Here is a 19140-nt window from a genome sequence, read left to right as displayed (position 1 = left end):
TTTTTTTAAAGGAATTAAGAAGATCGCTACTGAAAAATTGCAGCGCATTAATCGGGAAATTACTGCTCCTGAAGTGCGTTTGATTGGAATTGATGGAGAGCCCATCGGTGTAGTTAAGTTGAGTGAAGCCTTGGCAGCAGCAGAAGAGAAAGAGACCGATTTGGTTGAAATTGCTCCAACAGCTGTACCACCTGTAGTCCGGATTATGGACTTTGGCAAATTCAAGTACCAAGAAGCGAAGCGGATGCACGAAGCTAAGCTGAAGCAAAAAGTGATTCAGGTGAAGGAAGTTAAATTCCGTCCCGGCACTGATGATGGTGACTACGGTGTGAAGCTACGCAATTTAATCCGCTTTTTGGAAGATGGCGATAAAACAAAGATTACGCTGCGCTTTCGGGGTCGTGAAATGGCCCATCAAGAAATCGGAGCAAGAATGTTGGAACGTTTGAAGTTGGACCTACAAGAGTTTGGTCAAGTTGAGCAGTTTCCAAAAATGGAGGGTCGCCAGATGGTGATGGTATTAGCCCCCATTCGTAAGGCTAAGTAACCAGGTTTACCTGGTTCTGATGTAGCGAGGCACCCTTAGTTATTACTGAAGGTGCTGGTAGTGAGAAGTGCTTCTGGGTACAGGAAGAGTAACCGTCGGTTACCACCTATGTTGCACAAGTAGAAGAAGGGGTGCTTTATGCCCAAGATGAAGAGCAAGAGTAGCGCGAAGAAGCGCTTCACGGTTCGCGCAGGCGGAACGATCAAACGAGGTCAGGCTTTCAAACGCCACATCCTCACCAAGAAGACCACTAAGAACAAGCGTCATTTGCGTGGTTCCACAGAAGTTGCGAAAGCTGACGTTAAGTCAATTCGCTCTATGCTTCCTTACGCTTAACCTCTGACTAGATTAGGAGAATTCAATGCCAAGAGTCAAACGTGGGGTTACAGCAAGAGCCCGTCATAAGAAAATTACTGATGCCGCAACAGGTTACCGCGGTCGTCGTAAAAACGTATTCCGGATTGCTAAGCAAGCGGTTATGCGTGCTGGTCAATATGCTTATCGTGACCGTCGTAACAAGAAACGTGTATTCCGCGCTTTGTGGATTGCTCGTATCAACGCGGCAGTTCGTGAGCATGACATGACCTATAGCGTATTCATGAATGGTATGAAGAAGGCTGCGATCGAACTCGACCGCAAGGTGCTTTCTGATATGGCCATTGCTGACAAAGCGGCTTTCGCTGCTTTGGTTACTCGGATCAAATCCGTAGTAAGCGCTACAGCTTAATTCTTAGTTTCTAAAAACTAAGCTGCAATGGTTTCTCTCGACCAAATTGTCGAGGATGCTAAACGTGATTTCTCAAGAGCTGCCGATTCGGCGGCTCTTGAGGACGCGAAAGCCAAGTATCTCGGTAAATCAGGTGTTCTCACCGAGCGTCTCAAAGCGCTTGGTGGAATGTCGCCTGAAGAGCGCAAGAGTGCTGGCGCCCAAATTAATCAAATCAAAACCCAAGTAGAGGCTGCATTACAAGAGCGCCGTCAAGCTTTAGCAGATGCCGTATTGCTCCAACGTTTAGCCGCTGAATCGATTGACGTCTCCTTACCAGGGCGCGGTCAGGCGGTAGGTAGCTTACATCCCGTTATGCGGACTTGGGAGCGTGTTGAGGAGATCTTTCGCTCCATTGGTTTTGATGTGGCTGATGGCCCTGAAATTGAAACTGATTGGTTTAATTTCACAGCACTCAACAGCCCAGAAAATCATCCTGCGCGTTCAATGCAGGATACCTTTTATATCGACGGCAAAGATGCTCATGAGAAGCCTTTGCTATTGCGTACTCATACCAGTCCAATTCAAGTGCGCTATGCAAGTGAGCATGTCAAGAAATATGCCAACGCTGATGTGATGCCACCGATTAAAGTGATTGCCCCTGGTAGAACCTATCGAGTGGATAGTGATGCAACCCACTCACCTATGTTTCATCAGGTTGAAGGTTTATGGATTGCTGAAAGTGTTTCATTTGCAGATCTTAAGGGCGTCTATACCGATTTCTTGAGAACCTTCTTTGAAACAAACGAATTACAAGTGCGCTTTCGCCCTTCGTATTTCCCATTCACGGAGCCTTCTGCAGAAATTGATATGGCCTTTGGCAGTGGCAAGCTTGCCGGCCGTTGGTTAGAGATTTCTGGTGCAGGGCAGGTTCATCCGAATGTGTTGCGCAATATGGGCATTGATCCAGAGCGTTACACCGGCTTTGCCTTTGGTTCTGGTTTAGAGCGTTTAACTATGTTGCGTTACGGTATAGATGACTTACGCCTCTTCTTTGAAAACGATTTACGTTTTTTAGCGCAATTTCCTGCATAAGAAAAATAATCCTTATAAAAACATATGCAATTTTCTGAATCTTGGCTCCGACAGTATGTGAATCCAGCGCTTGATAGCGATGCTTTGGGTCATGCTATGACCATGGCAGGTTTAGAGGTTGAAGAACAGCATTCAGTAGCGCCTGCATTTACGAAGATTGTGGTTGCCCAGATTTTGTCTGCCGAGCAACATCCCGATGCTGATCGTTTAGGTGTTTGTAAGGTAGATGCTGGTACGGGTCAAGAGTTACAAATTGTTTGTGGGGCGCCGAATGCGCGCGCTGGCATCAAAATTCCATGCGCTTTAGTTGGCGCTGAATTACCTCCAGCAGAAGCAGGTGGTAAGCCTTTTATGATTAAAGTCGGCAAGTTGCGTGGGGTAGAGAGTCAAGGCATGCTGTGCTCAGGTCGTGAGCTTGGTCTTGGCGATGATCACGAAGGTATTTTGGAGTTGCTAGCGGATGCACCAATTGGTGAAGATATTCGCAAGTATCTTGACTTAGACGATCAAGTCTTCGTCATTAAGTTAACCCCAAATAAAGCGGATTGCCTCTCCTTAATGGGTATGGCAAGAGAGGTCTCTGCGATTACTGGAGCCCCCCTTTGTGCGCCTAAATGGAATGCGCCAGTAGTATCAATTGGTGACAAGCGTAAGGTTACTGTAGAGAGCAAAGAGCTCTGCGGACGTTTTGCTGGTCGCGTGATTCGTGGCGTCAATCCTCAGGCTAAAACACCTGATTGGATTGTGCAGCGTTTATCACGTGCCGGCCAAAGAAGTATTTCTGCATTGGTTGATCTCTCTAACTACGTGATGTTAGAGATGGGTCAACCTACACACGTATTTGATATCGATAAGTTAGAAGGTGATATTACTGTGCGCTGGGCTAAAGCTGGCGAAACACTTGAACTCCTCAACGGTCAAACAGTAACCCTCGTTGGCCCCGACTCTGCAGGTAAGCTGCAAGAAGCAGGTGTGGTTGCCGATCAAAAAGGTCCAGTAGCCTTAGCTGGAATCATGGGTGGTAATCATTGCGCTGTGAGCGATGAAACCAAAAACATTTATGTAGAGGCAGCATATTGGTTGCCTTCAGCCATTCAAGGGCGTGCCCGTCGCTTCAATTTCAGCACTGATGCTGCCCATCGTTTTGAACGTGGCGTAGACCCGCAAAATACGGTCAATTGTCTTGAATACCTCTCTTCCTTAATTCTGGAAGTCTGTGGCGGCCAAGTTGGCCCTGTAGATGATCAAGTGCTGAATGTACCAGAACGTAAGCCAGTCAAAATGCGTTTGGCACGAGCAGAAAAAGTGATTGGCATCCCCCTCACTAAAGAAGTAGTTGCAGATGTATTCCAGCGGCTTGGTTTTGAATTTAAGCAAGAAGGGGATGTATTTGAAGTTACGCCTCCTAGCTATCGCTTTGATATTGAAATTGAAGAAGATTTGATTGAAGAAGTTGCTCGGATGTACGGCTTTGAAAATATCCCTGATCAGCCACCGATAGCTTCACTCACGATGAGCGCTAAAGCTGAAGCAAAGCGTGGCATTCATTTATTACGTCAGCGCTTAGCGTTGCAAGGTTATCAAGAAGCAGTCAATTTTGGTTTTACTGATCTCGAAAGCGAGCAGCGCCTAGCTGGCGCGCAAGAGCAAGATGTGATTCAGGTTCTCAATCCTATTGCCAATCAGTATGGCGTGATGCGGAGCAATCTTTGGGGTGGTTTACTGGCTAACCTCAAATCTAATTTAAATCGGGGAGCAGGGCGAGTGCGCCTGTTCGAGACGGGTCGTGTATTTAAGCGAGATTTCAAGGTTCAAGAAGCCTCTGGCGAAGTAGCAGGCTTTCATCAGCCCCAAAAGATTGGTGGTTTAGCTTATGGGTCATCCGTTCCAGAGCAGTGGGCGAGCATGACGAGAGCAGTTGATTTTTTTGATGTCAAGGGCGACCTAGAGCGTGTTTTAGACCCATTACATTTTGTAACTGAATCAGCCCAACATCCTGCTTTACATCCGGGGCGCAGTGCAAAAGTATTGATTAATATCGGCAAAAACACGATTGAGGTTGGCTGGATTGGTGAGTTACATCCAGGTTTACAGCAGGCGTATGAACTTCCTCAAGCACCTGTGTTATTTGAACTAGATTTAGAGTCTATACGTGAACTTGGGTTGCCTGCACCAGAGGAGTTGAGTAAATTTCCCGCAGTGCAACGAGATTTAGCGCTAGTAGTGAAGCAAAGCGTTTCTGCTCAGTCCTTACTAGATGCAATGACTTCAACAAAACAGAATTTTGTGCGCTCTATTGAACTCTTTGATGAATTTAAGCCTAAAGCAGGCTCAAGCAGTATGGCGGATGATGAAAAGAGTTTGGGATTTCGAGTGACTTTACTCAACCCCCAGGAAACATTACAAGACCCTCAAATTGATGCTGTTATGGCTGCATTATTGGGTGCAGTAGAAAAAAAATGCACAGCTCGTCTGCGCTAGGTTTACTATTACAGTTATCAAGAGAAATATCAAGATACAAAGTTACATAAGAGACTATCAATGAACGAATTACTTGCCAGCGATACCGTTACCAAAAACGAACTTTCAGAAGCGCTCTTCGATCAAGTGGGCTTAAACAAACGTGAAGCAAAAGATATGATCGACGCGTTCTTTGATCGTATTGGTAAATCACTTGAGGCTGGTACTGAAGTAAAGATTTCTGGCTTCGGTAATTTTCAGTTGCGTAATAAATCGGCTCGTCCTGGCCGAAATCCAAAGACAGGTCAAATGATTCCAATTGCTGCTAGACGTGTAGTTACCTTTCACGCAAGTCAAAAGCTTAAAGATGTAGTGGAGTCGCATGCTCGAGAAAACCGAGTTTGATGCTAGCTCGGCACTCCCGAGCTCTCAACTTCCCCCCATTCCAGCCAAGCGCTACTTTACTATTGGTGAGGTAGCTGACCTCTGCGGCGTGCGTTCACATGTTCTCCGTTACTGGGAGCAAGAATTCTCTCAGCTGAGCCCGCAGAAGCGTCGTGGTAATCGTCGCTACTATCAGCACCATGAAGTGGTATTAATTCGTAAAATTCGTGCCTTGTTGTACGAAGAGGGCTTTACTATCAGCGGCGCTCGAAATCGCCTTGAAGAAGCGCGCGGAGAACTCCGTTTGCGTGATGAATTGCAAGCCGTTCTGCAAATTCTGTCTAAATAGATACTGATACAATTTTGTCTTTCGTCGGGGCGTAGCGCAGCCTGGTAGCGTACATGCATGGGGTGCATGTGGTCGGAGGTTCAAATCCTCTCGCCCCGACCATTTATTTTTTTAGTCTTTTAATGTATTCCAATATGAATCCATCAAACCCCAGCTCGCAAAATCACAATAGAACAATTTACTTTGGCTTGGACATACCCTTTTTGGATCATTTGGGTGTAGTGCCTGAATATGCAGAAGCAGGCAAAGTACGAATTAGCTATACCGTGAAGCCAGAACATACCAATAGCTTTCATGTTGCTCAAGGCGGCCTCATCATGACTCTTTTGGATTTTGCGATGGGGGCTGCCGCGCGAACCGCTTCAAATCATGAGTTAGGTGCAATTACCATTGACATGACTACCAGTTTCTTAAGGCCTAGCTTAGGAAAAATCATCGTTGAAGGCAGCCTTTTGAAAGCCGGCAAGTCTATTAACTACTGTGAGGCTGTTGCTCTGAATGAGGCTGGAGAGATCACCGCGAAGGCTAGCGGGACTTTTATGTTGAGAAGGTAATATTCACCATAATTAATAATAGTATTTATAATGATTGTGTTTAATTAATAACTATTATTACTATAAACCCTTGATAAATATGGGTCTATATTCATAATCCATTTATATTTCTCCATTAAGAAGTTTATCTATATAATAAGGACACGAAATACATTATCAATAAGATATTTCTAATAACCTATTATTGGAGTAATCAATAGATGTCTTCTTATAAAGAACTTTTAGCTCAACGCGAGCAATTAGATAAGCAAATTAAAGAAGCAATTAACCGTGAAAAAGCCGACGGAATTGCAAAAGCGAAGCTCATTATTGAGCAATATCACCTAACTGCCTCAGACTTATTTAGTCGCAAATCAGGCGGTAAAAGTGCTGGTGGCAAGGTAGCACCTAAGTATCGCAACCCATCGACCGGTGAAACTTGGACAGGACGCGGTAAGGCTCCCAAGTGGATTGAGGGTAGAGATCGCAGTAATTACCTCATTTAAGTGGCTTGGTAAGTCAGTAAGCTACTGAAATGATTAAAAAAAGGCCGCTTCAGCGGCCTTTTGTATTTTTGTATTACTAGGCACATTTCCTAGCTAAAGCCTCCAGAAAGAGCGGTTCCAACAGCTCATGGCGACTGCTCTGGGCTAATGAGGCTTCTAGGTCAGGATTTGTGGCTGGGTAGCCAATAATCAGGGGGTTTAGGTCTATCAAGCCATTTTCAAGCTCTTCTTTAATGGATTCTGAGAGTGGTGACCTGTTTCCGTGGTTTTCGTCCGCTAAGGCAACTACGCCAGGGTGAAGCTTAATAAAACCTTCATCTACTAGTATAGGAATGCGCTGTGTGTCCTTGTTTTTACTAAGATAATGGATTAAATGAACTTGCTCAACTGGCGGGATTAGCGCGTCCAGGAAGATTAAATCCGGTGCTATGGAAACCGCCTTCATTAAGCCTTCTAAACTATCTACCGCCACCTCCATATGGACTTTGAGGTGCCAATCTTGAATGGATTGCAATAACTCCTCACTATTCTCAGTTCTCCTAAAAATACCCATAGCGATGCAGTTTTGGGTAGTTTTCTGCCGCATAGCCCGTTTTCTTCTCTGAAGTTGCTGCTCAAGTGAGCTAGCGAGAATGCGGCGATGGCCGCCACGGGTCTTCCAGGCGATTAATTCGCCTAATTCCACCATTTTTTGAACAGTTCCTAAAGAGACCTGTAGGACTTTGGCGCTTTGCCTAGTACTGAGATATTCCATTTCTGGCGTAATTGCTTTCATATTCCCCTTAATTTCATTAATTCACTTGAAGATTTAGAGAATAAAAATCAATTCGAATTCTATCTGTCCGTAGTTATTGAAAGCTGAGTAGGAAAGTTCTTATTCATTTCTGATTTATGGGGGGAAACCCCGAAATCCTCTTCATCAGGGAAAGTCCTTTATCCAGCAATGGGCAATCGTGTTAAATTACTGCTGTAGTGTCTGTATATGCACAGAGCAATTCGTGAAACGGTAGAGCCGCGTAACGGAAGGTTATAACCACAGTTTTTAATCGGGAAACCCGATGAAAGGTGAGCATCATGATGCAGGACCAAAGGGATAATTCCTATCTCTTCGGCGGAAACGCCCCCTATGTAGAAGAACTCTACGAATCCTACTTGCACGATCCAGCTTCTGTTGCTGATCATTGGCGAGATTATTTTGATAACGTGAAACAAGTCCCTGCTGTGGATGGTTCATCTCGAACCGACATTGCGCACGGACCGATTGTTGCGTCATTTGCTGAACGGGCTAAACAAGGTCCTATCAGAACAATATCTGATTCAGCTGACTCAGAAATGGGTCGTAAACGGGTTGCAGTCCAACAGTTAATTGCGGCGTATCGTAACGTCGGTAACCGCTGGGCCAACACTGATCCCTTAAAGCGGACAGAGCGCCAGGATATTCCTGAACTTGATCCAGCTTTCTATGGCTTTACTGATGGCGATATGGATATCGTCTTCAATACCAGCAATACATTCTTCGGAAGAGCTGAAATGAGCTTGCGTGATTTACTGCAAGCATTGCGTGAGACCTATTGCGGCACGATTGGCGCTGAATATATGTTCATCACTGATCAAAAGATTAAAAAGTGGTGGCAAGAGAAGCTGGAATCGATTCGCTCAAAGCCCTCATTTAATGTTGATAAAAAGCGTCAGATTTTAGATCGCATTACTGCTGCTGAGGGCTTGGAACGTTATCTTCAGGCGAAGTATGTTGGTCAAAAACGCTTCTCTCTTGAGGGGGGTGAAAGTTTTATTGCCTGTATGGATGAGTTGATTCATGAGGCTGGTGCCAAAGGTGTTCAAGAGATTGTGATCGGCATGGCTCATCGCGGTCGTCTGAATGTTTTGATTAATACTTTAGGAAAAATGCCTAAAGACTTGTTTGCTGAGTTTGAGCATAAAGGTCCTGAAACCTTACCAGCTGGTGATGTGAAGTATCACCAAGGTTTTTCAAGTGACATCTCGACACCAACCGGTCCAGTGCACGTTTCTTTGTCTTTTAATCCCTCTCACTTAGAGATTGTGAATCCTGTAGTGGAGGGTTCAGCTCGTGCTCGCATGGATCGTCGCGGGGACGTATTAGGGCAGCAAGTACTTCCTGTCCTAGTGCATGGTGATGCTGCCATTGCTGGTCAGGGCGTGATGCAAGAAACTTTAGCGATGGCTGAAGTGCGTGGCTACTCGACTGGCGGCACAGTTCACATTGTGATTAATAACCAAATTGGTTTCACGACTTCAGATCCGCGAGATTTGCGCTCTAGTTTGTACTGTACGGACATCATGAAAATTATTGATGCGCCGGTATTGCATGTGAATGGCGATGATCCTGAGGCAGTCGTATTAGCAACTCAGTTGGCTATCGAATTCCGTACACAATTTCATAAAGATGTGGCAATCGATATTGTTTGCTTCAGAAAACTGGGCCATAACGAGCAAGACACTCCCTCGATGACTCAGCCCTTGATGTATAAAATTATTGCTGCGCATCCTGGTACACGCAAGCTATACGGCGATAAGCTAGAGGCAGAAGGAACGCTACCTGTTGGCACGGGAGATCAGATGGTCAAGGATTACCGAGCTGCGATGGATGCTGGTAAACAGACCTCTGACCCAGTCCTGAGTAATTACAAAGGCAAGTTCTCAGTGGATTGGTCACCATTTTTGAATAAGAAATGGACCGATGAAGCTGACACAGCGATACCGCTAACGGAGTGGAAGCGCTTGGCAGAACGTGTTTCAACTGCCCGCGAAGGTTTTAAAGTGCATCCCTTGGTTGAAAAGGTATTAAATGATCGCGCTGCAATGGGTCGCGGTGAAACGAATGTCGACTGGGGTATGGGTGAGCATATGGCCTTCGCATCCCTTGTTGCCAGCGGTTATCCAGTGCGTTTATCTGGTGAGGATAGTGGTCGTGGCACCTTTACGCATCGCCATGCAGTTTTACATAATCAAAATCGTGAGAAGTGGGATACCGGTGTTTATATTCCCTTGCGCCATATTGCAAAAGACCAAGCACCATTTCTCGTGATTGATTCCATTCTGTCTGAAGAGGCTGTGCTTGGATTTGAATATGGGTATGCTTCCGCTGAACCGAATACGCTGACGATTTGGGAAGCACAGTTTGGTGACTTTGCTAATGGCGCTCAAGTGGTGATCGATCAGTTCATCGCCTCTGGCGAAGTGAAGTGGGGTCGTGCCAATGGCTTGGTCATGATGTTGCCGCATGGTTATGAGGGCCAAGGTCCAGAGCATTCTTCTGCGCGTCTTGAACGTTTTATGCAGTTATGTGCTGATACCAATATGCAGGTCATTCAGCCAACCACAGCATCACAGATTTTCCATGTATTGCGTCGCCAAATGATTCGTCAGTTCCGCAAACCGCTGATCTTGATGACGCCTAAATCATTGCTGCGCAATAAAGAGGCTGCATCACCTTTATCTGAATTTACAAAGGGTGGATTTCAAACAGTTTTGGGTGAGCGTGATGACGCGATTGACGCTAAACAAGTAACTCGTTTAATTATGTGCTCTGGTAAGGTCTACTACGACTTAGTGAAGCAGCGGGCTGAGAGAAAGATTGCTGATGCAGCGATCATTCGCTTGGAGCAGTTGTATCCATTCCCGCATAAAGCACTAACTGCTGAGTTGAAGAAATATCCAAAATTGGAAGAGGTAGTCTGGTGTCAAGATGAACCACAAAACCAGGGCGCCTGGTTCTTCGTACAACACAACATCTTAGAGAACATGTCTGATGGTATGAAGTTAGCGTATGCGGGCCGTCCTGCATCTGCTTCGCCGGCTTGTGGATATGCTCATCTGCATCAAGAGCAACAGAAGTCTCTTCTCAATACGGCATTTGCCAAATTAAAAGGTTACGTGATTACGAAATAATCGTCTTCATTACTCATATACTTATAAACAGGATTAATCATGGCTATTTTTGAAGTTAAAGTTCCCCAACTCTCCGAGTCAGTTGCTGAAGCAACTTTATTGCAGTGGAAAAAGAAAGTCGGCGACGCAGTGGGTCAAGACGAAATCTTGATTGAAATTGAAACCGATAAAGTCGTACTTGAAGTGCCATCACCATCTGCAGGTGTTTTGACAGAAATCATTGTTGCCGATGGCGGCACTGTTGTTGCTGAACAATTGATTGCAAAGATTGATAGCACTGCTGTGGCCTCTGCTCCTGCTGCTGCAACTCCAGCTACACCTGCCGCCGCTCCTGCGAAAGCTGCTGCACCTGCTAAATCTGCTGGCGCAGCAGCTGCTCCTTCAGCGGCAAAGATCCTCGCTGAAAAAAATGTCAGCGCTGCGCAAGTAGCTGGCTCTGGTCGTGATGGTCGTATTACCAAGGGCGATGCTTTGAATGCCACTGTAGGCGGAACAAAGTCTGCTGCCTTGCCGAATGTATCTATTCCAACTGGCGATCGTCCAGAAGAGCGCGTACCGATGAGTCGCTTGCGTGCTCGTATTGCTGAGCGTTTACTGGAGTCACAGGCCAACAATGCCATCTTGACCACCTTCAACGAAGTCAATATGGCCCCCGTGATTGCCATGCGCAATAAATATAAAGACCAGTTTGAGAAAGTTCATGGCGTGAAGTTAGGCTTTATGTCTTTCTTTGTAAAGGCAGCTACGCATGCTTTGAAGAAATTCCCATTGCTAAATGCTTCTGTTGATGGCAACGATATTGTTTACCACGGTTACTTTGATATTGGTATCGCAGTGAGTTCGCCCCGCGGCTTGGTAGTGCCTATTTTGCGCGACGTTGACCAAATGAATCTGGCCGACATTGAGAAGAAAATTGCAGAGTTCGGTACCAAGGCTCGCGAAGGCAAGTTGTCGATTGAAGAGTTGACTGGTGGCACCTTCTCCATCTCTAACGGTGGCGTGTTCGGTTCTATGCTTTCCACCCCAATCATCAACCCTCCCCAATCTGCCATTTTGGGTATTCATGCGACTAAAGATCGTGCTGTAGTTGAGAATGGTCAAGTGGTGGTTCGCCCCATTAACTATTTAGCTCTGTCTTATGACCATCGCATCATTGATGGTCGCGAGGCGGTGCTTGGTTTGGTTGCCATGAAGGATGCTTTAGAAGATCCCTCACACCTTCTCCTTGATTTATAAGAAGGGAAGATCATGAGCCAAGCTTTTGATGTCCTTGTAATCGGTGGTGGCCCGGGTGGCTATATCGCCGCAATTCGTGCAGCGCAACTGGGTTTTAAAGTAGCCTGTGCTGAGTCAAATGCCTTTGATGATCCTAAGGGTGAGCCCCGTTTAGGCGGAACTTGTTTGAATGTCGGCTGTATTCCTTCCAAAGCCTTGCTGGCGTCTTCTGAAGAGTTTGAGAAGATCAGTCACCATGCTGCTGATCATGGCATCAAAGTGGGCTCTGTCAGTATTGATTCTAAAAAGATGATTTCTCGTAAAGATGAGATTGTTACTAAGATGACTGGCGGTATTCAGTATTTATTCCGCAAGAACAAGATCACCTTGCTCAAGGGCCATGCTTCTTTTGAGGGTAAGGGTGCCGACGGTTATCAAGTGAAAATTGATGGCAAGGATAAAGAAACGGTTTCTGCCAAGAACGTGATCATTGCTACTGGATCTAAAGCACGTCATCTGCCTGGTTTGCCTGTAGACAATGTATTGATCTGCGATAACGAAGGTGCATTGAAGTTTGATTCTGTGCCTAAGAAATTAGGTGTGATTGGTGCCGGTGTGATTGGTTTGGAACTGGGCTCTGTATGGCGCCGGTTGGGCTCCGAAGTCACTGTGCTAGAAGCATTGCCTTCATTCTTAGCTGCTTGCGATACCGGTATTGCTAAAGAAGCGCAAAAACTGTTTGTGAAGCAGGGTCTGAACATCAATATGGGTGTGAAGATCGGTGATGTGAAGGTCGATAAAAAGGGTGTTGTTGTTAACTACACTGATAGCGCTGGTAAAGCTGCAAAATTGGAATGCGATCGCTTGATTGTTTCTGTTGGTCGCATACCGAATACCGATAAATTAGGTTTGGACAAGATTGGCCTCAAAGTAGACGAGCGCGGTTTTATTCCAATTGATGACCACACCTGCGCTACAGCAGTGCCTGGCGTTTACGCTGTGGGTGATGTTGTTCGTGGCCCCATGTTGGCCCATAAAGCAGAAGACGAAGGTGTCCTGGCTGCTGAAATCATTGCTGGTCAAAAACCACACATTGATTACAACTGTATTCCGTGGGTAATTTACACAGATCCTGAAATTGCTTGGGTTGGTAAAACAGAGCAGGCTCTCAAAGAGGCTGGCATTGCTTATAAAGCGGGTCAATTTCCATTTGCAGCGAACGGTCGTGCATTGGGTATGGGTCGTGCTGATGGTTTCGTGAAAATATTGGCTGATGCCAAAACCGATGAGATTCTTGGAGTACACATCATTGGACCAAACGCTTCCGACTTAATTGCTGAAGCTGCGGTTGCTATGGAATTCAAAGCGGCAGCAGAAGATATTGCTCGCATCTGTCATCCGCATCCAAGTTTGTCAGAGGTGATGCGCGAAGCAGCATTAGCGACAGATCAACGTGCACTCAATATGTAATTGAAAACCATTGAGTATTACCATCAAGAGTTAAAAGCCCGCGGGTATCATAGTGATCCCGCGCAGCTTCGCGCTGTAGAGCGTTTACAGCAGTGCGAAGATGAATGGATTGCCTATAAAGAGATCCGCAGTAACAATCTCAAAAAAGCGCTGTTTAGGCCTGCCTTGCCGCAAGGGCTTTATCTCTGGGGTGGCGTTGGACGTGGCAAATCTTTTCTCATGGACTGTTTTTATGCAGCCTCCCCAATAGAGAAAAAGATTCGTATTCACTTTCATGAGTTCATGCGAGAGGTGCATCGAGAATTGCATGAGCTCTCAGGATTGGCAGATCCGCTTGATGAGCTAGCAAGGCGTATTTCCAATCGCTATCGCTTAATTTGCTTTGATGAGTTTCATATCAATGACATTGCTGATGCCATGATTTTGTACCGCTTACTCAATGCGCTCTTTGTGGATCGCGTGCAATTTATCATGACGTCGAATTATCGGCCAGATCAACTGTATCCAAACGGCCTTCACCGCGATCGCTTGCTGCCCGCAATCAAACTGTTAGAAGAGAAGTTGGATGTTCTGAATGTCGATGCGGGTAATGATTACCGCCGCGTGCAAATGGCTCAAGTTGAAGCGTACTTAACACCTGTTAATGCGCAAACTCAGGTTACCCTGGGTCAAATGTTTCAAACCCTGATAGGTAATCAAAAAGAGGCGCGTAACCCTGTCTTATATATCGAGTCTCGTGAGTTACGACCGCTCCATATGGCTAACGGCGTAGTATGGTTTGATTTTCAAGTCCTCTGTTGTGGTCCACGCTCTCAAAATGACTATCTTGAGATCGCCAAGCAGTTTCATACGGTGATTTTGTCTGGGGTGCCTTATATGCCACCCAGAATGACCAATGAGGCACGACGCTTTATTTGGCTGATTGATGTCTTATATGACCATAAAATCAAGCTTATCATGTCTGCTGAAGTCCCAGCGCCAGATTTATACACAGAGGGTCAAATTACCGCTGAATTCTCCAGAACCGTGTCCCGTTTGATCGAGATTCAGTCTCGTGACTACTTGGATGCGCCTCGTCGGCTCATTGACACCAGCTTGACCTAAAATAGGGTCATGAGTAGCTTTTCTACCTTAAATGCCGATTTGCACTGCCACTCAGTAATTTCTGATGGCACTTTAACTCCTGAAATATTGGCAGAACGTGCCAAAGCCAACGGAGTGAACTTATGGGCGCTGACCGATCATGATGAGTTGGGTGGTCAGCAGCGTGCCAAAGCAGCGGCTAGTGCTCTCAGTCTGGATTATTTAGCTGGCGTCGAAATTTCAGTGACCTGGATGGGGCAAACCATCCATATCGTTGGCCTTGGGATTGATGCGGACCATGTGGGCATCATTGAAGGTTTGCGTCGTACTCGTGATGGTCGTGGCAATCGCGCGAAGTTAATGGGCGAGCAATTGCTCAAAGTGGGTATACCGGGCGCATACGAAGGTGCATTACATTACGCTGGTAATCATGAACTAATCTCCCGAACCCACTTTGCTCGCTTTTTAGTTGAGCAGGGTGTTTGTAAAGATACAGAGCACGTCTTTAAAAATTATTTGGTTGAAGATAAACCTGGCTATGTGCCGCATATGTGGGCCAAGCTAGATGATGCAGTAGCATGGATTAAGGCTGCCGGTGGTGTGGCAGTGATTGCGCATCCTGGTCGCTATAACTTCAATGCCATGCAAATGGACGAGTTATATAAACACTTTAAAGATATTGGTGGTCTCGGTATCGAGGTGATTACCGGCAGTCATAGCCCAGATCAATATCTGACCTATGGCAAGATAGCCCAGCAATATGGATTTCTGGCCTCACGTGGATCAGATTTTCATGATCCTGACGAAAGTCATATTGATTTAGGCACCTTGCCCCATTTGCCTGAGCACTTGACGCCAGTTTGGTCAGTGTTTCACTAATACAACTTCACAATAAAGATAAAGAAAAACGATGTTTGCTGAACGTGTTTTATCCGGTATGAGGCCTACGGGCAATTTACATCTTGGCCATTACCACGGCGTATTAAAAAATTGGGTGCGCCTGCAATCGGAATATCCCTGCTTTTTCTTTGTTGCGGATTGGCATGCCCTCACTACTCATTACGAAACCCCCGATGTCATTGAGCAATCTGTTTGGGATATGGTGATCGATTGGTTGGCTGCTGGTGTAGATCCCAATCAAGCCACTTTATTCATTCAGAGCAAGGTCCCCGAGCATGCTGAATTATTCTTATTGCTCTCGATGGGAACTCCTTTAGGCTGGTTAGAGCGGGTGCCGACTTATAAAGATCAGATCGAAAAGCTCAAAGAAAAAGACCTGCAAACCTATGGTTTCTTGGGCTACCCCTTACTCCAAGCCGCCGATATTCTGATTTATCGGGCTCAGCATGTACCCGTGGGGGAAGATCAGGTTCCTCACGTAGAAATGACTCGTGAAGTTGCACGTCGTTTTAATTATCTTTATGGTCGTGAGCCTGGCTTTGAAGAAAAAGCACTCGAAGCGGTGAAGAAATTGGGTAGTAAGCGCGCCAAGATGTATTTAGAGTTACGCATTGCATATCAAGAGCGCGGTGATGATGAAGCCCTAGAGCAGGCCAAGGCACTACTGCAAGAGGCGCAAAGTTTGTCGATGGCTGACCGCGAAAGACTCTTTGGATTCTTAGAGGGTGCACGCAAAATCATTCTCCCAGAACCACAAGCTTTATTAACTTCTGCTTCCCGTATGCCTGGTATAGATGGTCAAAAAATGTCCAAATCTTATGGCAACACCATTGGCATTCGCGAGCTGCCCGAAGAGGTGGTTAAGAAAATTAGAACCATGCCTACAGATCCTGCTCGAGTCCGCAGAACAGATGCTGGAGATCCAGCGCGTTGTCCTGTATGGCAATTGCACACCGTCTATTCAAATGAAGAAACTAAGCAATGGGTAGACCAGGGTTGTAAGTCTGCTGGGATTGGCTGTCTTGAATGTAAGCAACCGGTCATCGATGCAATTTTGGCTGAACAGCAACCGATGTTTGAGCGTGCCCAAAAGTATTTGGACGATCCAAGTCTTTTGCGTTCGATCATTGCTGATGGTTGCGATAAAGCACGAAAAGTCGCCCAAGAAACTATGCGTGAGGTCCGCGAAGCAATGGGTCTTGCGTACGATTGAGATCTTGCTTGACAGCGCAGCATGATGCTCAGCTAAATGCCTCCCCTTGGGTGAGGCGCTTTGCCTCACACATTCCTAAAGAGGGTTTGGTATTAGATCTGGCATGCGGTGCAGGTCGCCACGCTACTTTCTTAGCTGACATGGGCTACTCCGTGTTCGCTTTTGATCAAGATATCGCTTTGATTAAGCAAAAAAAGCACCCCCTAATTACAAGTAAAGCTTTCAATTTGGAGGTGGAGGAGTGGCCTTTAGAGGGTCTCGAATTTAGCGGTATTGTGGTGACTAATTACCTTTACAGGCCCCATTGGGATCGTCTACCCCCAATGTTAGCTAATGGCGGTGTTTTGATCTATGAAACCTTTGCCCTTGGCAACGCCGAATTTGGTAAACCATCCAATCCAAATTTCCTTTTAAAAACTGGGGAATTACTGGCTTTAGCAGCTCGCCATGGCCTAAAAGTCATTGCCTACGAGGATATTTATATAGATGAACCCAAACCAGCCATGGTTCAGCGCCTTTGTGCTCTAAAAGAAGGGTGAAAAGGACGCATTCCGTTACAATTTCAAGCTTAAGACAGTTATCAATCGGTATACATTCGGTGACAAATCCAGTTCATTCCAAAACTAGTAAAAAGACCATTTCAGGCAGCATGCCCGCTATTGTTACGCCGATGTTTGACGACGGCAGTTTGGACTTTGCTAGCCTCAAATCTTTGCTTGATTGGCATGTTACCGAGGGAACTGATGGAATCGTCATTGTTGGCACTAGTGGTGAGTCGCCGACCGTCTCTGTAGAAGAGCATTGCGAATTAATTCGAGTAACGGTGGAACATATCGCAGGACGTATTCCGGTGATCGCTGGTACTGGTGGTAATTCCACAGCTGAAGCAATTGAATTAACAGAGTTTGCTAAAAAGGTTGGTGCTGATGCCAGCCTTCAAGTAGTTCCTTACTACAATAAGCCTACGCAAGAGGGTATGTATGCCCATTTCAAAAAGATTTCTGAGGCTGTAGATTTGCCAGTCATTTTATATAACGTACCTGGACGCACAGTGGCTGATTTATCTGGTGATACTGTGGTCCGTTTGGCGGCTGTGCCAGGCATCATTGGCATTAAAGATGCAACTGGTAGTCTAGAGCGTGGCACCTTATTGATCAATGATCTCAAGCGAGCAGGTCACAGTGATTTCTCGGTATTCTCCGGTGATGACTTAACGGCTGCGATGTTGATGTTGATGGGTGGTAAAGGCAATATCTCCGTCACTGCTAACGTGGCACCTCGTCTCATGCATGAGTTGTGTGTTGCTGCGATGTCGGATGATGTTCAAAGAACGCGTGAGATTCAATATCAATTAATTGCTGTGCATAAAGCCATGTTTACCGAGGCCAACCCAATTCCAGTGAAATGGGCGCTTCACGAAATGGGTAAGATTACCGCGGGTATTCGCTTGCCCTTAACCCCTTTGAGTATCTCACTAAGAGAGCCATTAAAGGCAGCATTAAAACAGGCTAACTTACTATGATGAATTTGCTTTTGCTCTCTCGCCGATGGTTGTCTTTATTGGCTTTGCCGATGGCTGCTCTCGCATTAATTTCTTGTAAGTCGGTTACTAGTAACGATACGGTTGACTATAAGAGTTCTGGAGCCGTTCGTGGTCCTAATTTGTCCTACCCACCAGATTTGATTACCGCCCAGGCTGACCGCCGTTATATTGTTCAAGATGGTACGGCCACCATGTCTGAGTACAACGCAGCTGTTAAAAAATCAGCACAAATGCGAACCAATGTGATGACGGGCATTCCAGGCATGCGCATTGCGAAAGATGGCGAGCGCAGGTGGCTGGTGGTAGAAAAACCTGCGCCTGAACTGTATCCACAAGTAAAAGATTTCTGGCAAGAGAATGGATTCTTACTAGTAGTGGATTCGCCTTCAACCGGCATTATGGAAACCGATTGGGCTGAAAATCGTGCAAAGATTGCGCAGGATTGGATTCGTTCGACCATTGGTGGTGCGCTAGATTCAATTTATGACACTGGTGAGCGCGATAAATATAAAACCCGTTTAGAGGTCACCAAGCCTGGTGAAACAGAAATTTATATTACTCAACGTGGTGCGATAGAAAAATGTACCACTGATACAACTGGCGCTTGCATCTCTACTATTTGGACATCTCGCCCTAATGATCCAGAGCTTGAAGCTGTCTTCTTGGCACGCCTAATGGAGCGCCTAGGGATGACTCAGGAGCAGGCTAAGGCCATGGTTGCTGCTCCATTAGGCCCTAAGACGCCTAAGGCGAAGTTTGTACAAGAAGGTAATAACAAGGGTTATATTGAGTTGAGCGCTGGTTTTGATCGCTCATGGCGCGATATTGGTTTGGCACTTGACCGCTCCAACTTCACCGTTGAAGATCGTAACCGCTCACAAGGCGTGTATTTTGTTCGCTATGTGAACGCTAAGGATGTGGGCGATTCCAAAGGATTCTTCTCGAATCTTTTTAGCAGTAAAGATGATTCAAAACTGCAGGCTAAAAAATACCAAGTGATCGTGAAGAGTACTGGTGAGAATTCTTCTAACGTCTATGTTCAAGACGCTGATGGTAAGCCTGAAAATACACCCGCTGGCTTCCAGTTATTGACACTGCTGACCGAGCAATTAGCTAAATAGGAAGCGCACGCTTTTTAATTACTACAGTTCATTTTTGACTCAATAAAAAAGCCGCTTTTCAGCGGCTTTTTTTCTTCATGAAGAA

19 protein-coding genes and 1 tRNA gene are annotated in these 19140 nt (G+C 45.9%); 19 read left to right on the top strand and 1 reads right to left on the bottom strand.

Features of this window, described 5'->3' with window-relative positions; all coding sequences use genetic code 11:
- Positions 1 to 22: 22 nt before the first annotated feature.
- The 10 genes from infC to C2756_RS06035 all read left to right on the top strand — a co-directional run bounded on the left by infC (position 23) and on the right by C2756_RS06035 (position 6580).
- The gene (gene infC / locus C2756_RS06080) at positions 23 to 547 is read left to right on the top strand and encodes a translation initiation factor IF-3 (protein WP_191904683.1); all 525 of its coding nucleotides are present in this window, start codon (positions 23 to 25) and stop codon (positions 545 to 547) included.
- Positions 548 to 685: 138 nt separating this feature from the next.
- Complete coding sequence (gene rpmI / locus C2756_RS06075; protein ID WP_011902674.1) at positions 686 to 883, top strand: 50S ribosomal protein L35; 198 nt, start codon at positions 686 to 688, stop codon at positions 881 to 883.
- Positions 884 to 908: 25 nt separating this feature from the next.
- Complete coding sequence (gene rplT / locus C2756_RS06070) at positions 909 to 1274, top strand: 50S ribosomal protein L20 (protein ID WP_215318014.1); 366 nt, start codon at positions 909 to 911, stop codon at positions 1272 to 1274.
- Between the two features lie 27 nt (positions 1275 to 1301).
- Positions 1302 to 2348, top strand: a complete 1047-nt coding sequence (gene pheS / locus C2756_RS06065) for a phenylalanine--tRNA ligase subunit alpha (protein WP_215318013.1) — start codon at positions 1302 to 1304, stop codon at positions 2346 to 2348.
- A 24-nt stretch (positions 2349 to 2372) separates the two neighbouring features.
- Entirely contained in the window at positions 2373 to 4829 is a 2457-nt protein-coding gene (pheT, locus tag C2756_RS06060) for a phenylalanine--tRNA ligase subunit beta (protein ID WP_215318008.1), read from the top strand.
- Between the two features lie 60 nt (positions 4830 to 4889).
- Entirely contained in the window at positions 4890 to 5213 is a 324-nt protein-coding gene (locus tag C2756_RS06055) for an integration host factor subunit alpha (RefSeq protein ID WP_215294729.1), read from the top strand.
- Positions 5191 to 5541, top strand: coding sequence for a MerR family transcriptional regulator (locus tag C2756_RS06050; protein WP_215294728.1), 351 nt, complete (start codon positions 5191 to 5193; stop codon positions 5539 to 5541). The genes C2756_RS06055 and C2756_RS06050 overlap by 23 nt, the downstream gene beginning before the upstream one ends.
- Positions 5542 to 5566: 25 nt before the next feature.
- A tRNA-Pro gene (locus tag C2756_RS06045) sits at positions 5567 to 5643 on the top strand.
- 32 nt (positions 5644 to 5675) lie between these two features.
- Positions 5676 to 6095 carry a PaaI family thioesterase gene (locus C2756_RS06040; protein WP_251371998.1) on the top strand — a complete coding sequence of 140 codons (420 nt, stop codon included), beginning with the start codon at positions 5676 to 5678 and terminating at the stop codon, positions 6093 to 6095.
- Positions 6096 to 6295: 200 nt separating this feature from the next.
- On the top strand, positions 6296 to 6580 hold the full coding sequence (locus C2756_RS06035) for an H-NS family nucleoid-associated regulatory protein (RefSeq protein ID WP_215294726.1): 285 nt from the start codon (positions 6296 to 6298) through the stop codon (positions 6578 to 6580).
- A gap of 76 nt (positions 6581 to 6656) precedes the next feature.
- Here C2756_RS06035 and C2756_RS06030 read toward each other — a convergent pair whose 3' ends face one another.
- Positions 6657 to 7355 carry an excisionase family DNA-binding protein gene (locus C2756_RS06030; protein WP_215318003.1) on the bottom strand — a complete coding sequence of 233 codons (699 nt, stop codon included), beginning with the start codon at positions 7353 to 7355 and terminating at the stop codon, positions 6657 to 6659.
- 299 nt (positions 7356 to 7654) lie between these two features.
- Between C2756_RS06030 and C2756_RS06025 the strand changes: the two genes are divergently transcribed.
- From C2756_RS06025 to bamC, 9 genes are all read left to right on the top strand, one after another.
- Positions 7655 to 10510 (top strand): 2-oxoglutarate dehydrogenase E1 component, encoded by a 2856-nt coding sequence (locus C2756_RS06025; protein WP_215318002.1) that lies wholly within the window; start codon positions 7655 to 7657, stop codon positions 10508 to 10510.
- Positions 10511 to 10549: 39 nt separating this feature from the next.
- Positions 10550 to 11746: a 2-oxoglutarate dehydrogenase complex dihydrolipoyllysine-residue succinyltransferase gene (gene odhB, locus C2756_RS06020; protein ID WP_215318001.1), complete on the top strand. Its 1197-nt coding sequence runs from the start codon at positions 10550 to 10552 to the stop codon at positions 11744 to 11746.
- Positions 11747 to 11758: 12 nt separating this feature from the next.
- Positions 11759 to 13195, top strand: a complete 1437-nt coding sequence (gene lpdA / locus C2756_RS06015) for a dihydrolipoyl dehydrogenase (protein ID WP_215318000.1) — start codon at positions 11759 to 11761, stop codon at positions 13193 to 13195.
- Complete coding sequence (zapE, locus tag C2756_RS06010) at positions 13196 to 14299, top strand: cell division protein ZapE (RefSeq protein WP_215317999.1); 1104 nt, start codon at positions 13196 to 13198, stop codon at positions 14297 to 14299.
- A gap of 9 nt (positions 14300 to 14308) precedes the next feature.
- Entirely contained in the window at positions 14309 to 15157 is an 849-nt protein-coding gene (locus C2756_RS06005; protein WP_215317998.1) for a 3',5'-nucleoside bisphosphate phosphatase, read from the top strand.
- A gap of 31 nt (positions 15158 to 15188) precedes the next feature.
- Positions 15189 to 16391: a tryptophan--tRNA ligase gene (locus tag C2756_RS06000; protein ID WP_215317997.1), complete on the top strand. Its 1203-nt coding sequence runs from the start codon at positions 15189 to 15191 to the stop codon at positions 16389 to 16391.
- Between the two features lie 8 nt (positions 16392 to 16399).
- Positions 16400 to 16930, top strand: coding sequence for a bifunctional 2-polyprenyl-6-hydroxyphenol methylase/3-demethylubiquinol 3-O-methyltransferase UbiG (locus C2756_RS05995; RefSeq protein WP_251371997.1), 531 nt, complete (start codon positions 16400 to 16402; stop codon positions 16928 to 16930).
- Between the two features lie 110 nt (positions 16931 to 17040).
- A complete protein-coding gene (gene dapA / locus C2756_RS05990; protein WP_215317996.1) occupies positions 17041 to 17913 on the top strand; it encodes a 4-hydroxy-tetrahydrodipicolinate synthase in 873 nt (290 codons plus the stop codon).
- Positions 17910 to 19055: an outer membrane protein assembly factor BamC gene (gene bamC / locus C2756_RS05985; RefSeq protein WP_215317995.1), complete on the top strand. Its 1146-nt coding sequence runs from the start codon at positions 17910 to 17912 to the stop codon at positions 19053 to 19055. The genes dapA and bamC overlap by 4 nt, the downstream gene beginning before the upstream one ends.
- Positions 19056 to 19140 lie beyond the last annotated feature (85 nt).

This window comes from Polynucleobacter sp. UB-Siik-W21, assembly GCF_018687415.1.
Classification (GTDB): domain Bacteria; phylum Pseudomonadota; class Gammaproteobacteria; order Burkholderiales; family Burkholderiaceae; genus Polynucleobacter.
The sequence above is the reverse complement of the archived record's forward strand: the minus strand, read 5'-3'. Positions and strand labels throughout refer to the sequence as shown.